18 protein-coding genes are annotated in these 16,188 nt (G+C 63.4%); 14 read left to right on the top strand and 4 right to left on the bottom strand.

Annotated elements, in window-relative coordinates; genetic code table 11:
• The first annotated feature begins 133 nt into the window (after nt 1–133).
• The 8 genes from AC0L3J_RS28825 to AC0L3J_RS28790 are packed head-to-tail and all read left to right on the top strand — an operon-like array spanning nt 134 to nt 9,105.
• Nucleotides 134–1,246 carry an NAD-dependent epimerase/dehydratase family protein gene (locus tag AC0L3J_RS28825; protein ID WP_456768738.1) on the top strand — a complete coding sequence of 371 codons (1,113 nt, stop codon included), beginning with the start codon at nt 134–136 and terminating at the stop codon, nt 1,244–1,246.
• On the top strand, nt 1,246–2,310 hold the full coding sequence (locus tag AC0L3J_RS28820; RefSeq protein WP_473349239.1) for a GDP-mannose 4,6-dehydratase: 1,065 nt from the start codon (nt 1,246–1,248) through the stop codon (nt 2,308–2,310). The genes AC0L3J_RS28825 and AC0L3J_RS28820 overlap by 1 nt, the downstream gene beginning before the upstream one ends.
• Nucleotides 2,307–3,593: a TIGR04295 family B12-binding domain-containing radical SAM protein gene (locus tag AC0L3J_RS28815; RefSeq protein ID WP_473349238.1), complete on the top strand. Its 1,287-nt coding sequence runs from the start codon at nt 2,307–2,309 to the stop codon at nt 3,591–3,593. The genes AC0L3J_RS28820 and AC0L3J_RS28815 overlap by 4 nt, the downstream gene beginning before the upstream one ends.
• A complete protein-coding gene (locus AC0L3J_RS28810) occupies nt 3,590–4,693 on the top strand; it encodes a glycosyltransferase family 4 protein (RefSeq protein WP_473349237.1) in 1,104 nt (367 codons plus the stop codon). The genes AC0L3J_RS28815 and AC0L3J_RS28810 overlap by 4 nt, the downstream gene beginning before the upstream one ends.
• Entirely contained in the window at nt 4,690–5,820 is a 1,131-nt protein-coding gene (locus tag AC0L3J_RS28805; protein ID WP_473349236.1) for a CgeB family protein, read from the top strand. The genes AC0L3J_RS28810 and AC0L3J_RS28805 overlap by 4 nt, the downstream gene beginning before the upstream one ends.
• Nucleotides 5,817–6,905, top strand: coding sequence for a CgeB family protein (locus AC0L3J_RS28800; RefSeq protein WP_473349235.1), 1,089 nt, complete (start codon nt 5,817–5,819; stop codon nt 6,903–6,905). Before AC0L3J_RS28805 ends, AC0L3J_RS28800 begins: the two co-directional genes overlap by 4 nt.
• The gene (locus AC0L3J_RS28795) at nt 6,902–8,026 is read left to right on the top strand and encodes a CgeB family protein (protein ID WP_473349234.1); all 1,125 of its coding nucleotides are present in this window, start codon (nt 6,902–6,904) and stop codon (nt 8,024–8,026) included. Before AC0L3J_RS28800 ends, AC0L3J_RS28795 begins: the two co-directional genes overlap by 4 nt.
• Before the next feature lie 11 nt (nt 8,027–8,037).
• On the top strand, nt 8,038–9,105 hold the full coding sequence (locus AC0L3J_RS28790; protein ID WP_473349233.1) for a UDP-glucuronic acid decarboxylase family protein: 1,068 nt from the start codon (nt 8,038–8,040) through the stop codon (nt 9,103–9,105).
• Nucleotides 9,106–9,129: 24 nt separating this feature from the next.
• Here AC0L3J_RS28790 and AC0L3J_RS28785 read toward each other — a convergent pair whose 3' ends face one another.
• Both AC0L3J_RS28785 and AC0L3J_RS28780 read right to left on the bottom strand, forming a co-directional pair.
• On the bottom strand, nt 9,130–9,390 hold the full coding sequence (locus tag AC0L3J_RS28785) for a hypothetical protein (protein ID WP_473349232.1): 261 nt from the start codon (nt 9,388–9,390) through the stop codon (nt 9,130–9,132).
• 89 nt (nt 9,391–9,479) lie between these two features.
• Nucleotides 9,480–9,977, bottom strand: coding sequence for a ferritin-like domain-containing protein (locus tag AC0L3J_RS28780; protein ID WP_473349231.1), 498 nt, complete (start codon nt 9,975–9,977; stop codon nt 9,480–9,482).
• A 225-nt stretch (nt 9,978–10,202) separates the two neighbouring features.
• On the opposite strand from AC0L3J_RS28780, the gene AC0L3J_RS28775 reads away from it, so the two are divergent.
• The 4 genes from AC0L3J_RS28775 (at nt 10,203) to AC0L3J_RS28760 (ending at nt 13,208) form a co-directional block, all read left to right on the top strand.
• Nucleotides 10,203–10,790, top strand: a complete 588-nt coding sequence (locus tag AC0L3J_RS28775; protein ID WP_473349230.1) for a NuoB/complex I 20 kDa subunit family protein — start codon at nt 10,203–10,205, stop codon at nt 10,788–10,790.
• A gap of 29 nt (nt 10,791–10,819) precedes the next feature.
• Nucleotides 10,820–11,689, top strand: coding sequence for an MBL fold metallo-hydrolase (locus AC0L3J_RS28770; protein WP_473349229.1), 870 nt, complete (start codon nt 10,820–10,822; stop codon nt 11,687–11,689).
• A 73-nt stretch (nt 11,690–11,762) separates the two neighbouring features.
• A complete protein-coding gene (locus tag AC0L3J_RS28765; protein ID WP_456768726.1) occupies nt 11,763–12,116 on the top strand; it encodes a hypothetical protein in 354 nt (117 codons plus the stop codon).
• A 204-nt stretch (nt 12,117–12,320) separates the two neighbouring features.
• Entirely contained in the window at nt 12,321–13,208 is an 888-nt protein-coding gene (locus AC0L3J_RS28760) for a manganese catalase family protein (protein WP_027566451.1), read from the top strand.
• A 53-nt stretch (nt 13,209–13,261) separates the two neighbouring features.
• Here AC0L3J_RS28760 and AC0L3J_RS28755 read toward each other — a convergent pair whose 3' ends face one another.
• Together AC0L3J_RS28755 and AC0L3J_RS28750 are read right to left on the bottom strand one after the other, a co-directional pair.
• Nucleotides 13,262–13,498, bottom strand: a complete 237-nt coding sequence (locus AC0L3J_RS28755) for a hypothetical protein (RefSeq protein ID WP_473349228.1) — start codon at nt 13,496–13,498, stop codon at nt 13,262–13,264.
• A gap of 26 nt (nt 13,499–13,524) precedes the next feature.
• The gene (locus AC0L3J_RS28750) at nt 13,525–14,721 is read right to left on the bottom strand and encodes an NADH-quinone oxidoreductase subunit D (protein ID WP_473349227.1); all 1,197 of its coding nucleotides are present in this window, start codon (nt 14,719–14,721) and stop codon (nt 13,525–13,527) included.
• Nucleotides 14,722–14,884: 163 nt separating this feature from the next.
• Between AC0L3J_RS28750 and AC0L3J_RS28745 the strand changes: the two genes are divergently transcribed.
• Both AC0L3J_RS28745 and AC0L3J_RS28740 read left to right on the top strand, forming a co-directional pair.
• Nucleotides 14,885–15,121 (top strand): DUF3551 domain-containing protein, encoded by a 237-nt coding sequence (locus AC0L3J_RS28745; protein ID WP_247402501.1) that lies wholly within the window; start codon nt 14,885–14,887, stop codon nt 15,119–15,121.
• A 69-nt stretch (nt 15,122–15,190) separates the two neighbouring features.
• Complete coding sequence (locus AC0L3J_RS28740) at nt 15,191–16,165, top strand: patatin-like phospholipase family protein (protein ID WP_473349226.1); 975 nt, start codon at nt 15,191–15,193, stop codon at nt 16,163–16,165.
• Nucleotides 16,166–16,188 lie beyond the last annotated feature (23 nt).

The raw sequence follows: 16,188 nt of genomic DNA, 5'->3' as shown, positions 1-16,188 counted from the left end.
GAACATTCCTTGCATCGCTTCTAATTCCAAATGTGACTGGCGCGCCGGTCGCCCGACCAGAATAGCAGCGCGCTTTCATTCTCATCACGGATTGATCCCGCAGGATCGATCTCACGGCGGCACGGAGCGGTGAATGACGCGAGTATTGATCACTGGAGGTGCGGGATTCATCGGGTCGCATACAGCCGACGCGCTGCTGGCGGCCGGCTATGAAGTCCGCCTGCTCGACAATCTCTCGCCGCAAGTCCACGGAGGCAACCGCCAGCGCCCCGCTTACCTTGCCAAAGACGCGGAGCTCATCGTCGGTGACGTCACCGACGCCCTCGCGGTCGATCATGCGTTGCGCGGCACCGACATGGTGCTGCATCTCGCATCAGCAGTCGGCGTCGGCCAGAGCATGTACGACATCGAACCCTATGTCAGAACCAACGAGCTCGGTACCGCCGTGCTGTTGCAGGCACTATCCAAGCGCCCGGTCGCGCGGCTCGTGGTGGCCTCGTCCATGAGCATTTACGGCGAGGGCCTTTACCGGAGCGCCGATCAAAGTGTGGTCGCCTGCGAGGAGCGCGCGGTCGAGCAGCTTCGCCGCGGCGATTGGGAGCTGCACGATGCAGCCGGCAACCCGCTCGATCCCGTTCCCACGCCGGAGACAAAGCAGCCTTCGCTGAGCTCGATCTACGCGCTCAACAAATATGCGCAAGAGCGCATGTGCCTGATCACGGGCAAGGCTTATGGCATCCCGACGGTGGCGCTACGCTTCTTCAATGCGTTCGGACCGCGTCAGGCCCTGTCCAATCCGTACACCGGCGTGCTGGCCATCTTTGCCGCCCGGCTGCTCAACGGCCGCCCTCCCCTCGTCTTCGAGGACGGCCGGCAACGCCGCGATTTCGTCCATGTGCATGACGTCGCCCGCGCCTGCCGGATGGCACTGGAGGCGGAGCACGCGCAGGACGTCTTCAACGTCGGCTCCGGCCAGAGTCGTACCATTCTGTCGGTCGCGGAGGATCTGGCCGAAGTCATGGGGCGCCGCGACATTGCGCCCGAGCTGACGCGGAAATATCGCGCCGGGGATATCCGGCACTGCTTCGCCGACATGGGAAAATCCCGCGACGTGCTCGGCTTCGAGCCTCGCGTCGCATTCAGGGATGGGCTCGAAGAGCTGGCGGAATATCTCGCCGACCAGATCGCTGACGATCAGGCGGAGCGGGCCACCAAGGAGCTGCAGCAACGAGGATTGGTCGCGTGATGAGTGAACGAGACAACAGACCCGTCCTGATCACCGGCGGCTGCGGGTTTATCGGCTGCAACCTTGCCGACCGCCTGGCGGAGCGCGGCGAGCCGGTGCTGATCCTGGATAACCTCGCCCGCGCCGGCGTGCGGGAGAATGCGCAGTGGCTGAAGTCGCGGCATGGCGACCGGGTCACAATCACCGTGGCCGACATTCGTGAGCCGATCCCGGTAATCGACGCCGTACGCGAAGCCCGCGCCGTGCTGCACTTGGCAGCCCAGGTCGCCGTCACTGATAGCGTGAGCGATCCGGCCGCCGATTTCGAGATCAACGCGCGGGGCACATTGAACGTACTCGAAGCCGTGCGCCTCCACAACAACGCCGCGCCGATCGTGTTCGCCTCGACCAACAAGGTCTACGGACGCCTGATCGACGATGGCGACATCGCGCTCACCGGCCGCCGCTACACGCCGACAAGCGGCCTGCTCGCCGCCGGCATCTCGGAAAATGCGCCGCTCGACTTCTACAGCCCCTATGGATGCTCCAAGGGAACGGCGGATCAATACGTTCACGACTATGCGCGGGTCTACGGCCTCCAGACCGTGGTGATGCGGATGAGCTGCATCTATGGGCCCCGTCAATTCGGCACGGAGGATCAAGGCTGGATCGCGCATTTCCTGCTGAGCGCCATCCGCAGCAAAGAGCTGACGATCTATGGCGACGGCCATCAGGTCCGTGATGCGCTTCACGTCTCCGACGCGGCCTCGGCCTGGCTCGCCGTGCTCGATGGCATCGCGCTCGCCCGTGGACGCGTCTTCAATCTCGGCGGCGGTCCGGCCAACGCAATCAGTCTGCTGGAATTGATCGACCGCATCACCGATCTGACCGGCCGTAAGGTGGCCTATCGCTTTGCCGATTGGAGGCCCGGCGATCAGCCCTGGTACGTGACCGACACGCGCGCGCTCTCCAGTGCGCTCGGCTGGGCGCCTCAGGTTTCGTTCGCAGAAGGCCTCCGATCTCTTCACACCTGGCTGGACGGCCGGTTCGGATCGTCACAAGGCAACCGCGAGGCGCTGGCATGACGCGTGTTGCCCTCATCAATCCAAACTGGGATTTTGGCGGCAGCATCTATTTTGGCTGCCGATCCCCTCACCTTCCGCTCGAACTCGGGATCTCCGAGCATTATTTGAAGGCGGCTGGGCACAAGACGCTGCTGCTCGATGCCCACATGTTCGACCTTTCTCTCGCCGACATCGAGGCCGAGCTGCGCGCGTTCGGCCCCGACCAGATCGTCATCACGACGGCACCGACCTATCTGTTCTGGCGCTGTGCCCCTCCCGAGCTCCGCGTTCCGCAGGAGCTTGCGAGGGTGGTGCGCGACTTGGCTCCGATCCTCGTCGCGGTGGGCCCGCATGGCTCGACCGTACCAAAAGCGGCGCTTCGAAAGCTCGGCACCGATATCGTCGTGATGGGCGAGTGCGAGGCATCCTTGCTGCGTCTTGCCAATGGCGAACGGGACTTTCCGGGCCTGTGCTTCGCCGACGGCGCATCGCTCCGCGTCAATGGCGGCCCGCAGGCGGTCGCATTCAAGGATCAGCCGCCGCTCGACTGGCCGGAGGAGATGATCCGCCGGCATCACCATCACCATCATCGCTTCGAAGCCGAGCCGCAGGCGCCTGGCGCCGAGGTCGAGTCGTCCAGGGGATGTCCGTACAACTGCACCTTCTGCGCCAAGGAGAACTTCCGCAACGCCTACCGCAAGCGGCCTGCCTCCATCGTTCTCGAGGAGATCGACGGCCTGCGCCATCAGGGCATCGAATATGTCTATTTCATCGACGAGATTTTCCTTCCGAACGCGGAGCTGCTGCAAGGGCTGACCACGCGCGGGCTGAAGTTCGGAGTGCAGACCCGCATCGACCTCTGGAAGCCGGACATGCTGGCTCTGCTCGGCCGCGCCGGCTGCGTCTCGATTGAAGCCGGCATCGAAAGCCTCACGGTCGAGGGCCGCGCGGCGCTCGCCAAGAACTGCAAGATGACGACCGACCAGCTTGCCGAACGGCTGGTCGAAGCGCGGCGTCACGTTCCTTTCGTGCAGGCCAATTTGATCGAAGTCCCCGAGGACGACGACCCCATCGTGCAGCGCTGGCGCCGCACCATGCAGGATGCCGGCATCTGGGCCAACGATCCGGTCCCGCTCTATCCTTATCCCGGTTCGCCGGATTATCGAAAGCTGTGGGGCGAGCCCGACGATTTCGCCTGGGAGCGCGCACACCGGCACTATCTGGCAATGTTCGACCAGTTCAGCGACGTGCAGAACGATCGCCCGGTCCCGCTCGAGACTCTCGAACTGCAGGTGGCATCATGAGCCGCAGCTCGCAGCTCAGGATCCTGATGACGACCGATACCGTCGGAGGTGTCTGGACCTATTCGTCATCTCTCGCTTCGTCCCTTGCTGCGAAGGGCGCCAACGTCACCCTGGTGACGATGGGCCCCCGCGCGCAGTCTGGCCAGCTTGAGATGCTGCGTGGCTCGCGGGTCCACCTGATCGAAACGGACCTTGCACTCGAATGGCAGGATCCGGAAGGACAAGATCTGTCCCAGGCCAGGCGCGTCCTTGCGAAGCTCGAAGCCAGAATCGGGCCTGACGTCGTTCACCTCAATAGTTTTCGCGAGGCGACCTTCGCCTGGCGCGCTCCGGTGGTGGTCGTCGCGCATTCCTGCGTCAACTCCTGGGGGCTCGCCTGCCGCGATACGAGCTGGCTCGGCGAACCGAAATGGCGCCGCTACACCGAACGGGTGACGGCCGCTTTCGACACCGCGCAGGTCTGGGTTTGTCCCAGCCAGTCCTTCCACGATGACATTGCGGAAATCTATCGGCCTCGCTCGCGCGGCATCGTGATCTGGAATGGAATTGGCTCTCACGGTTTTGCAGGACGGAAGCAAGACATGATCTTTGCGGCGGGCCGGCTCTGGGACCGCGCCAAGAACATCGAGGTCCTGGCAGCCGCGGCGCCTGGGCTGGACTGGCCCGTTCAGGTTGCCGGGCCGGCGAACGAGTGCCCTTCGGCTTCCGTCACCTGGCTCGGGCATTTGCCTCACGGCGCCATGCGCGCGCACTTGCAGCACGCCGCCATCTTTGCGAGCCCCGCGCTTTATGAGCCGTTCGGCCTCTCCGTTCTGGAAGCCGCGGCCGCGGGATGCGCCCTCGTCCTGTCCGACATTCCGACCTTCAAGGAATTATGGAGTGGGGCCGCGCTGTTCGTCGATGCCTTCGACAGCAAGGCGCTGCATCAAGCACTCGCCGGTCTGTGCACCGACGACGGCGAGCGGGTACGGCTGCAACGTGCCGCCTTTGAGCATTCCCTGACGTACTCGCTGACCCGAACTACGAGCGCCTATCTCAGCCTGTACGAGGAACTGCTTGCCGTCCATCACGCGCCCGCCCCCATGGAGGTCCGCGCATGAAATGCGTTCTGTTCTACCACGCGTTCACCTCCTGCTGGAACAACGGCAATGCCCATTTCCTGCGCGGTTATGCCCGCGAACTTCACGCGCTCGGTCATGAGGTCGTCGTGTTCGAGCCGATCGACGGCTGGAGCCGATTGAATGCGATCCGCGAGGGTGGCAGTCAGACGATGGAGGATATTCCAACGCTGTTTCCCGGCATCGGTATCCGCCGCTACGACGCCTCCCTTGATCTCGATGAAGCCTTGCACGGTGCCGATCTCGTCGTCGTCCACGAATGGAATTCGCCTGATCTGATCGCAGACATCGGATCGAGACGGGCTCATGGCGCTCCCTTCACGCTGCTGTTCCACGACACCCATCATCGCGCCGTCAGCGCGCCGGACGAGCTTGCGCAGTTCGACCTCGACGGCTTCGACGGTGTGCTCGCCTTCGGCGAGGTGCTTCGCCAAATCTATCTGAAGCTCGGCTGGGCCGACCGGGCCTTCACCTGGCACGAGGCGGCCGATATCGCCCTGTACCATCCGCTGCCGCATGTCGAGCGCACAGACGACGTCGTCTGGATCGGCAATTGGGGCGACGGCGAACGCAGCGCCGAGCTTAACGAATTTCTGGTCGAACCCGTGGCCGCGCTGAAGCTTCGCGCGGGGGTCTATGGCGTCCGCTATTCGGACCCAGCCCTCGCCACCATTCAGGCGGCAGGCATTCGGTATGGCGGCTGGCTGCCCGCACACTGGGCTCCCATCGCTTTCGCCGGCGCACGCGCGACTGTCCACGTTCCCCGCGGCCCCTATGTCCGCTTGCTTCCGGGCATTCCAACCATTCGCGTCTTCGAAGCGATGGCGTGCGGCATTCCACTGGTCTCGGCCCCCTGGTCAGATGCGGAAGGCCTGTTCCCGGAAGGTGCCTATCTCAGCGCTTCCGACGGCACCGAAATGAAGCGGGCGCTTCGTGCGCTGCTCGATGACCGAGAGTTGTGGTCCGCCACGGTGGAGACCGGGCTCCGCACGATCAAGGAGCGTCACACCTGCCGTCACCGGGCGGAGCAGCTTGTCGGCATCGTGCAGGACCTCCGGGCCACAGGCCACTCCACACAGCCCCAGCGATACATCGGAGCCTCCGCATGAAGATCTGCTTCTTCGGATCCAGCCTCGTCTCATCCTACTGGAACGGTGCCGCTACCTATTACCGCGGCATGCTGAAGGAGATTGCGGCCCTCGGCCACGACGTCACATTCTTCGAGCCCGATGCCTTCGAGCGCCAGGCCCATCGCGACATCGACGATCCGGACTGGGCCAAGGTCGTGGTCTACGCCGCAACGCCCGACGGCTGGCGAAGCTCGCTTGAGGAAGCGGCCCGCTCGGCCGACATGCTGGTCAAGGCCAGCGGCGTCGGCGTCTTCGATCAGGAGCTGGAGAACGCGGTCGCCGAAATTCCGTCGAATGCAATGCGCATCTACTGGGACGTCGACGCCCCCGCGACGCTGGAGTCGGTGGCGGACAATCCAGACCATCATCTGCGCCATGCGATCCGGTTCTACGACATGGTTTTGACCTATGGTGGCGGCGATGCCGTCGTATCCGCTTATCGCGGCATCGGCGCGCGAGACTGCGTGCCGATCTACAATGCGCTCGATCCCGCCACGCACTTTCCGGCGCCGCCCAATGCGCGCTTCATGAGCGATCTGAGCTTGCTGGCAAACCGCCTCCCTGATCGCGAGCAGCGCGTGGAGCGGTTCTTTATCGACGTCGCGCGCCTATTGCCGGACAAGACGTTCGTGCTCGGTGGATCGGGGTGGGCTTCCAAGGACACGCCAGCCAATCTGCACAAGGTCGGGCATGTCGGGACCGGCGACCACAACGCGTTCTTCGGCTCCGGTCTGGCCACGCTGAACGTCAATCGCGACAGCATGGCGCGCTACGGCTTCTCGCCGCCAACGCGCGTGTTCGAAGCCATCGGCGCCGGCGCCTGCCTGATCACCGACCAGTGGGACGGCATCGATCATTTTCTCGAGCCAGATCGCGAGGTGCTGGTGGCCGCGAGCGGGACGGAGGTCGCAGAGCATCTTGCCGCACTGCGCCCCGACCGGGCTCAGGCGATCGCAGCGCGGGCTCGTGCGCACATTCTGAGCCATCACACCTACCGGCAGCGCGCGCGCCAGTTCAACGATCTCTTTGCCGCAAGCAGTTCGCGAATCGAGGCAGCAGAATGAACCTCACCATCGTCGTCGTCGGTCTTTCGGTTACTTCGTCCTGGGGCAACGGTCATGCAACGACCTACCGCGCCCTGATCGAAGCCCTGGCACGACGAGGTCACCAGGTCACGTTTCTGGAACGCGACGTCCCCTGGTATCGCGAGCATCGTGATCTTGCCAAGCCTTCCGGTTGGACTGTCGAGCTTTACCAATCCTTGAAGGACATCCCGCAGCGCTTCGGAAAAATGATCCGGGATGCCGATCTGGTGGTCATCGGCTCCTACGTGCCCGACGGCATCGCGATCTCCGAATGGATCACGACCCACGCCCGGGGGATTACCGCCTTCTACGACATCGACACGCCCGTCACGCTTGCGAAGCTCGAGCAGGGCCTAGACTACCTGTCCGCGGCGATGATCCCGCGCTTCGACCTTTATTTGTCCTTTGCCGGCGGCCCGGTGCCCGGCATGATCGAGGAGAACTATGGCAGTCCGCTGGCTCGGGTGCTGTATTGCAGTGCCGACACCGACATCTACGCACCACAACGCGCGGAGAAGAAGTGGGCACTGGGCTATCTCGGAACCTACAGCGAGGACCGGCAGCCGGTTCTGGAGCAGTTGCTGCTCGCCCCCGCTCGCACTCTGTCGCGCGAGCAATTCGTCGTCGCCGGCGCGCAATATCCCGATGAGGTGGTCTGGCCCGCCAATGTCGCCCGGATCGAGCATCTTGCACCCAAACATCATCCGGGCTTTTACGCAGGGCAACGCTTTACGCTGAACGCCACCCGCGCCGACATGCGCGCGCTCGGCTTCTCGCCAAGCGTTCGGCTGTTCGAAGCGGCCGCGTGCGGCACGCCCGTGATCTCGGACCGGTGGCCTGGAATCGAGACCGTCTTCGAGCCTTCCCGGGAAATCCTGCTCGCATCGAGCCCCCGCGACGTCGTGGAGATCCTGCGCGACCTGCCCGAGGAGCAAAGGCGCACGATCGCGGAAAACGCACGGCGCCGCGTTCTGGCCGACCACACCTCCGACCATCGGGCCCGGCAAGTGGAGACCTACTACGCCGAGGCATCGGTCCGTCGTCGCCGGAAACCCCCGCAACTTCCCGCCTCGCGTCCCATGCAGGTCGCTCAAATCTGAAAGGCAGCACAATGACAGTTCAGACCCGCATCAACGCGTCCCGCCGCTCCCCCACTGTTCTGGTGGCCGGCGGCGCCGGGTTCATCGGATCCCACCTTTGCGACGCGCTTTTGCAGCGCGGCCACACCGTGATCTGCCTCGACAACCTGTTTACGGGAAGGATCGACAACATCCGGCCGCTGCTCAATCATCCGAATTTTCGCTTCATCGAGCACGACGTGCGGGATCCCGTCGAGATCGAGGGCGACATCGACCGGATCTACAGCCTCGCCTGCCCGGCGTCGCCCCGTCATTACCAGAAGGATCCGGTCGGCACGATGAAGACGTGCGTGCTCGGCACCATCAACATGCTGGAGCTCGCCCAGCGGAAAGGCGCCCGGGTGCTGCAGGCATCGACCAGCGAGGTCTACGGCGATCCGGAGGTGCATCCCCAGCCGGAATCCTATCTCGGCAACGTCAACCCGATCGGGCCCCGGGCCTGCTACGACGAGGGCAAGCGGGCCGCGGAAACGCTGATGTTCGATTACCATCGCATGTACGGCGTCGAAATCAAGGTCGCGCGCATCTTCAACACCTACGGACCCCGGATGCTGGAGAACGACGGGCGCGTGGTCTCCAACTTCATCGTGCAGGCCCTTCGCGGAGAGCCGATCACGATCTATGGAGGTGGTACGCAGACCAGGAGCTTCTGCTTCGTCGACGATCTCGTGCGCGGCCTCCAGCTGCTCATGGAGAGTCCATCGTCGGTCACCGGACCCTGCAATCTGGGTAATCCGCACGAGGTTACCATCGAGGCGATCGCGCGCGACGTGCTGGCGTATACGGAATCAGCCTCCCCGCTCCGGTTCGAGGAGCTGCCGAAAGACGATCCGAAGCGGCGCAAGCCCGTCATTGACACGGCCGTGAAGGCGTTAGGGTGGCGCCCGCGCGTGGCGCTCAAGGATGGTCTTCGGGCGACCATCGCCTATTTCGCCATGCGCATGGCCGGGGAAGCGCCGGCACTTGTTCCGGCAATTGCACCGCGCAGGGCCGGACGTACCGGGGCGCGCGGACAGCTGACGATCGCCGATCGGCAGTAAGAGCCCACAAACCCGCGCGAGCTCTCAAGCCCGTGAAGCAGCCGCGCCACGGATCGGCTTGCAGAGGTTCTCGAGATGGTACTGGTATTCGGAGATCGCGCGATTGGCCATCCGGATCCGGTTCGCCTGGCCTTCCTCGACCATCATGGTGATGCGCTGGGCGAGAAATACGCACGCATCGAACTCATCGTGGATCGCCCCGCTGCGGGCGAGAAAGTCCCATGCGATCTCATAGGCCTGTTCAGCGGCAGGATTGCGGTAGTCGCTGAAGATGATGTGCGCCATGACAGCAAAACGCGGATGAGAGGGTTTGAGAGCGCAGGCGGACCCAGCGGCCGAAGCCGCCGGTCTCGCCGTGGTGGTGTGACGTACGATCAGGCTGCCTGGCGCTGATGCGCCAGATATTCCATTGTCACCTTTTCGACGTTTGAGTCGATCCAGGCGGCCATGCGCTGCTCCTCCTTCAGCGATGTCTCAAGCGGCTCCTTGGCCTCCGCGAACCCAGCGGCGCCACAGAGGGCGAGCAGAGACTTGTAGGCAGCGATCTCGAAATTCTCGAAGGCATTGTTGGCGAACGTGTTCTTGAGAATCTCGTCGCCGGCAACCGAGTGGGCCATGGCTTGCATGTTCGCCATCATGGACTGCGTCGTATCCTTGAGGCTGGAGGTACTCTCGCCGCAGGCTTCCAGGCATCTCTCCAGCCGCTCCAGCTGCGCGTTGGTCTCTTGAAGGTGGGCGGCAACCTTGGCCTTGACCTCGGGATATTCGTCCAGTCGTTCCGACTGACGTTCCATCAATTCCCGCGCCTGCACTTCCATCGCATGCGCATTGCGTAGTCCAACCACGAATGTATCGCGGGCTGCGTTCGTCATCTCATGTTCTCCATTTCACGGGCCTTGTTGCCGCCAACCGCAATTTCGGTTGATCGTTCCTAGGGCTGATCCGGGAGGCGAGGGCCGGTTCCGGTCACCGGACCCGAAGCTAACCTGCGATAACAGAACACAAATCCCCCTACCGCCGCAGGAACGCCGCATACAACCGACGGTTTTCCCGAGCGTGGTCGCATCGGCAAGCGGCCGCAGCGCTCAGGGAAAAGAATGACAAACAGTTCTACGCACGCCAGTAACCCAGGCGCTTCGCTTGGCAGGCCCGGACTTGGCCGGCCGGGTGAGGGACAGCCGGACAACGCTTCCGATCCGTTCTTCATGAGCATCCGCGACGATCTCGCGGACAAGGGCTTCTTCACGGCGACCGCGGAGGAGCTGATCACCTGGGCACGAACCGGGTCGCTGATGTGGATGACGTTCGGGCTCGCCTGCTGCGCAGTCGAGATGATGCAGATGTCGATGCCACGTTACGACGCCGAACGCTTCGGCTTCGCGCCGCGCGCGTCGCCACGCCAATCCGACGTGATCATCGTTGCGGGCACCCTCACCAACAAGATGGCCCCGGCGTTTCGCAAGATCTACGACCAGATGCCTGAGCCGCGTTACGTGATCTCGATGGGGTCGTGTGCCAATGGTGGTGGTTACTACCATTACTCATATTCGGTCGTGCGCGGCTGCGATCGCGTCGTGCCGGTCGACATCTACGTGCCCGGCTGCCCGCCGACCGCGGAGGCGCTGCTGTACGGCGTGATGCTGCTTCAGAAGAAGATACGGCGCATCGGCACGATCGAGCGCTAGTGAGCTGACAAAATCGGACTCGAATGAACATGACGCAGATCTCGCTTCCCTCTTCCGCCGACGCGGAGCACCCACAATCCGACCTCGACCGCAATGACAACACGCGGCAGATCGTCGCTGACGTGGCCTATCGTCAGCTTGCGATCGTCAACGTCATCTTCGTCGGGTTCGAGAACGCCGGCGACGGCAATTGGGTGCTGGTGGACGCCGGCATCCCCGGATCGGCTGGCGCCATCCGCTCGGCCGCCAAGGCCAGATTCGGAGGAAACGGCCGGCCCGCCTGCATCATCATGACGCATGGGCACTTCGATCACGTCGGCGTGCTCGAAACGCTGGCAAGTGAATGGGAGGTGCCGGTTTATGCCCATGCCGCCGAGCATCCCTATCTTGATGGAAGCCGATCCTATCCGCCGGCCGATCCCAATGTCGGTGGCGGGCTGCTCGCTCGGCTCTCTCCGCTATTTCCGACCAGGCCGGTGAACGTCGGATCGCGCCTCTATGATCTTCCCTTTGATCACAGCGTACCCTTCATGCCGGAATGGCAGTGGATCCATACGCCCGGCCATACTCCAGGGCATATCTCGCTCTGGCGCGAACGCGATCGCGTGCTGATCGCCGGCGACGCCTTCATTACGACGCGGCAGGAATCCGTTTACGCCGCGGTGACGCAAACGCCGGAGATGCACGGGCCCCCGATGTATTTCACCCCCGATTGGGAAAGCGCTAAGAGATCAGTGCGCGCACTTGCCGCGCTCGCTCCAGAGATCGTCGTCACCGGGCACGGCGCGGCCATGCAGGGGCCGCAGATGCGCGCGGCTCTCGATGCTCTCGCCGAACGGTTCGACGAAGTTGCCGTGCCTTCGCAATATCGACGCGGAGTCGTCGAGGACAGAGCTTGATCACGCTGCACGGCTAGGAACGGTGGATGCTTCACATGATTGGTCCGACATCGAAACCTCAAGGAGAAGAAAGATGCGTAAGACAATCCTGACGATCTTCATGGCCACGATGCTTGCAGGCGCTTCAGTTGGCGCAGCGTTCGCGCAAGGTGCTGGCGGCGGCGCTGGTGGTGGCGCAGGCGGCGCCGGTGGTGGTGCGGGTGGCGCCGGAGGCGGCGCTGGCGGCGGCGCTGGCGCTGGTGCCGGCGGCGCAGGCGGCGGTGCTGGCGCTGGCGCTGGCGGTGCGGGAGCCGGCTCAGGCGGAGCCGGCGGCTCCGGTGGCGGCGGCATCACCCATGTCGAACGGGGCGGACAAGGTGCCTCCAGTCCTTCCGGCATGCGCAACGAGACGACCCCACCGTCCAACGGCACCATGCCGCGCCGCTAACGGCTCGCGGTTCGCAATTTGCTTAAAGCGCGCTCCTTGCTGTTGCGCGCATGAGAGCGGCTCCGGCGAGATCCTCTCCTCGCCGGGGCCGCATCGCGTTCACCTCGCAATTTAAAGGTTTTCAAAGCAGTCGCTAGAAACTCCATAGGAACGCAACCCGGCAGCACTCATTGCGCAATAGCGTGAACACAAAAGGAGCTGCGCATGTACTACTTCGACAAACGACTGCAATATCCGGTCAGGGTCGAGAAGCCCGATCCGATCTTCGCCCGCCAGCTGCAGCAAGCCATCGGCGGCGTCGAAGGCGAGATCCGCGTCTGCCTTCAATATTTCTTCCAGGCCTGGGGCGCGCGGGGGCCGGCCAAATATCGCGACGTCCTGCTCAATACCGCGACCGAAGAGATCAGCCACATCGAGATGCTCGCGACCGCGGTCGCATTGAACCTGGAGAATGCGCCGGCAACGATGCAGGAGACCAGCCTGCAAGCCAACCCGGTCGTCGGCGCGGTGATGAACGGCGGCGAGCGGCCGCGGCATGTGATCGAGGGCATGCTGCACCGGCATCTGCTCTCGACCGGCATGGCTGCCTTCCCTGCCAATTGCGACGGCGTCCCCTTCGATTGTTCGCATGTCTATGCCAGCGGAAATCTGGCCGCCGACATGTATTGCAACGTCGCGGCCGAATCCACCGGCCGGACCCTTGCCGTGCGTCTCTTCAACTCCACGAGCGATCCCGGCATGCAGGACATGCTGAGCTATCTGATTGCGCGCGATACCATGCATCAACAGCAATGGCTCGCGGTGATCGAGGAGATGGGCGCGGACGCCGCCCTGCCGATTCCGAACAGCTTCGACCGCAGCAAGGAGGCGACCGAGTTCAGTTACATGTTCATGGGCACCGAACGCAACGCGGCGCCGCTGCAGCCGGGGCGCTACTGCGAAGGCCCTTCGCTCGACGGCCAGGGGTCGTTCAGCTTCCGCGCCGGGTTCGAGCCTTTGGGCGAGGAGCCTGTGCTTGGACCGGCCCGGCCCGATAGCGGCGCACAGGTCGAGCAAATGAACGAGCCGCCGGTGACGAACGCGCTGGCCTGATTCTCGTGCAACGGCCGGGGTCGTCCGATGAAAGGGGCGGCCCTGGCCGACGTCTAGCGACGCCGGGCCACCAGAACGCCCAACAGAAACGCCGCAAAGACCGCTTGCAGCGGCGCTGCTCTGGTTATATTCCGCAGTTCGTCGGCCAATTGCGCCGAGGGCGCTTGGGAAGGCGTATCAAGTCCTGTTCTTGTATCGCCGTGCGGCGCGTGCGAGCCGTTCTGCGCGGTGAACTGATCGTCCACAAGGCCCGACGCTTCGGTCATCGCGGAGCTTTCCCTGATATCCATCCTGATCCTCCAATGCGGTTTTCCTGTCAGCGATCGACCTCGCCGAAGACAATATCCAGCGACCCGAGGATCGCCGAAACGTCTGCCAGCAAATGCCCTTTGCATAGAAAGTCCATCGCTTGCAGATGGGCGAAGCCCGGCGACCTGATCTTGCACTTGTAGGGACGGTTCGTCCCGTCCGAGATGAGGAACACACCGAACTCTCCCTTCGGAGCCTCGACGGCGACATAGACCTCGCCGGCGGGAACGTGGAAGCCCTCGGTGTATAGCTTGAAGTGGTGAATCAGCGCCTCCATGGAACGCTTCATCTCGCCACGTCGCGGCGGCGCGACCTTGTTGTCCTGCACGAGCACCGGGCCCTGCCCGTCGGCAGACTTCAGCTTCTCGATGCACTGCTTCATGATGCGCACCGATTGCCGCATCTCTTCCATGCGAATGAGATAGCGGTCGTAGCAGTCGCCGTTTCGTCCGACGGGAATGTCGAAGTCCATCTCGGCATAGCAGTCGTAGGGCTGTGCCTTTCGCAAGTCCCAGGCCGCGCCCGATCCCCGCACCATCACGCCGGAGAAACCCCACGCCCATGCCTGATCGAGTGTCACCCGGCCTATATCAACGTTTCGTGCCTTGAAGATGCGGTTGAGCGAGAGCAGCCGATCCAGGTCGTCGACGACGCGCAGGAACGGATCGCACCAGGCCTCGATATCGTCGATCAGTTTCGGTGGAAGGTCCTGGTGCACGCCGCCGGGACGATAATAGTTGGCATGCATCCGACTGCCGGACGCACGCTCGTAGAACACCATGAGCTTCTCGCGTTCCTCGAAGCCCCAAAGAGGTGGCGTCAAGGCCCCGACGTCCATCGCCTGCGTCGTGACGTTCAGAAGATGAGACAGGATGCGGCTGATCTCGTGATAGAGCACCCTGATCAGCTGCCCTCGCCGCGGAACTTCAAGCCCGATCAGTTTCTCGATCGCTAGGCAAAACGCGTGCTCCTGCGTCAAGGGGGCGACATAGTCGAGTCGGTCGAAATAGGGGATCGCCTGCAGATAGGTCTTGGCCTCGATCAGCTTTTCGGTGCCCCGATGCAAAAGACCAATGTGCGGATCGACCCGTGCGACGACTTCGCCGTCCAGTTCGAGCACGAGCCTCAGCACGCCATGGGCGGCGGGATGCTGGGGGCCGAAGTTGATGGTGAAATTTCTAAGGCTGGGAGACTGGTCAGGCATTACGGCTTCCGATTGAGGACATCCGTCACCTTAGTCGCGATCGGCATCGAACGGCTTCACACAGGTTAACGATTTGCGCCGAACCGGAGAAAAGGCGCCGTGACCGTTGCACTTTGGAACACCGCTTCACCAGCGACGTTCACTGTTGAAATTGGAGATTTCCATGAAACATCGATTGCTCCTGGCTGCCGCGTCACTCGCGCTCGTGGCGGGCATCGGCTCCCCAACGGCGGCCGTCGCACAAGATCGCTACTGCCTTCAGGGCCGCGTTTGGGGCTATCCGGGCAACTGCCAGTTCGCCAGTTACGCTCAGTGCATGGCGACTGCATCGGGCACGAACGCCTATTGCGGCGTCAATCCTCGCTATGCCTATGCACGGCGATATAGGGGATATCGGTGACGGGCCCAGGCTGCGGACCGGCAATCGAGCCCCATTCTGACCCGTCCCGCCGCTGATCCGAGCGGCCCCATGGCAGCAGAGCAAACGCTCACGGCCGTCGTGTTGGCGGGCGGTCTCGGTCTTGGCGCGTATCATGGCGGCGCATTCGAAGCCCTCACTTCTGTCTCGCCGCACATCGACTGGGTCGCCGGCTCGTCCGCCGGCGCGATCACGGCCGCATTGATCGCCGGATGTCCAACCGCCGACCGAATCCAGAACTTACGCAGCTACTGGCATGCTCCCGCCGCGCCTGTCGCTACAACGAGCGGCAGCCGCCATCTGTCTGCCTGGCTGAGTTCGATCAATACCCGCCTGCTTGGCCACATCGGCTTTTTCCATCCCCGTCTCCCTCTACCGTCGTTCCCGTTCACCGGTCTGTACGATCTCGGCCCAACACGCGAACGCCTTCAGCGGCTGATCGATTTCGGGCGCCTGAACAACGGCGAGCTGCGCATCTCTATCTGCGCTACAGACCTCGAAAGCGGCGATGCCATTCTGTTCGACTCGTCATCGGAACGGATCGAAATGGATCACATCCTGGCCAGTTGCGGATTTCTCCCCGAATTCGCTCCGGTACAGGTTGCCGGAAGATGGCTCGGCGATGGCGGGTTCTCGCTCAACGCGCCGTTCGATCCGGTCCTCGAAGCTGCAGCCTCGCTTCGCCTTTACGTCGTCGACCTCTATGCGCGGGACGGCAGCGTCCCTGACGGCCTCGAGGCCGCGGCTGAGCGCAAGAGCGATCTCACCTTCGGCAATCAGACCTTTCAGCGTCTTCGCCACGCCCTCGAAGCCCGCCAGCTTCGCGCCGAGCTACAGGGGCTTGATCGCAACGACAGGATCTATCTCCTGAGCTACCGGTCCGGCCGCGAGGAAGCCGGACCTGAGAAATCGTTCGACCTGTCGGAAGCCGCCATGGCGCAACGTTGGCGCGCGGGCTTTTTGGACATGCAGCATGCCGCATCCTTGGCCCCCGGGGACGGGATATGCAAGGTGCGGCGAGGCTAGCAGCGTTTCAGCGCGCCGGGGAC

This window comes from Bradyrhizobium sp. Kon37 (genome assembly GCF_055807535.1).
Note: the sequence above shows the minus strand (reverse complement) of the source record. Positions and strands in the feature narration are given on the sequence as shown.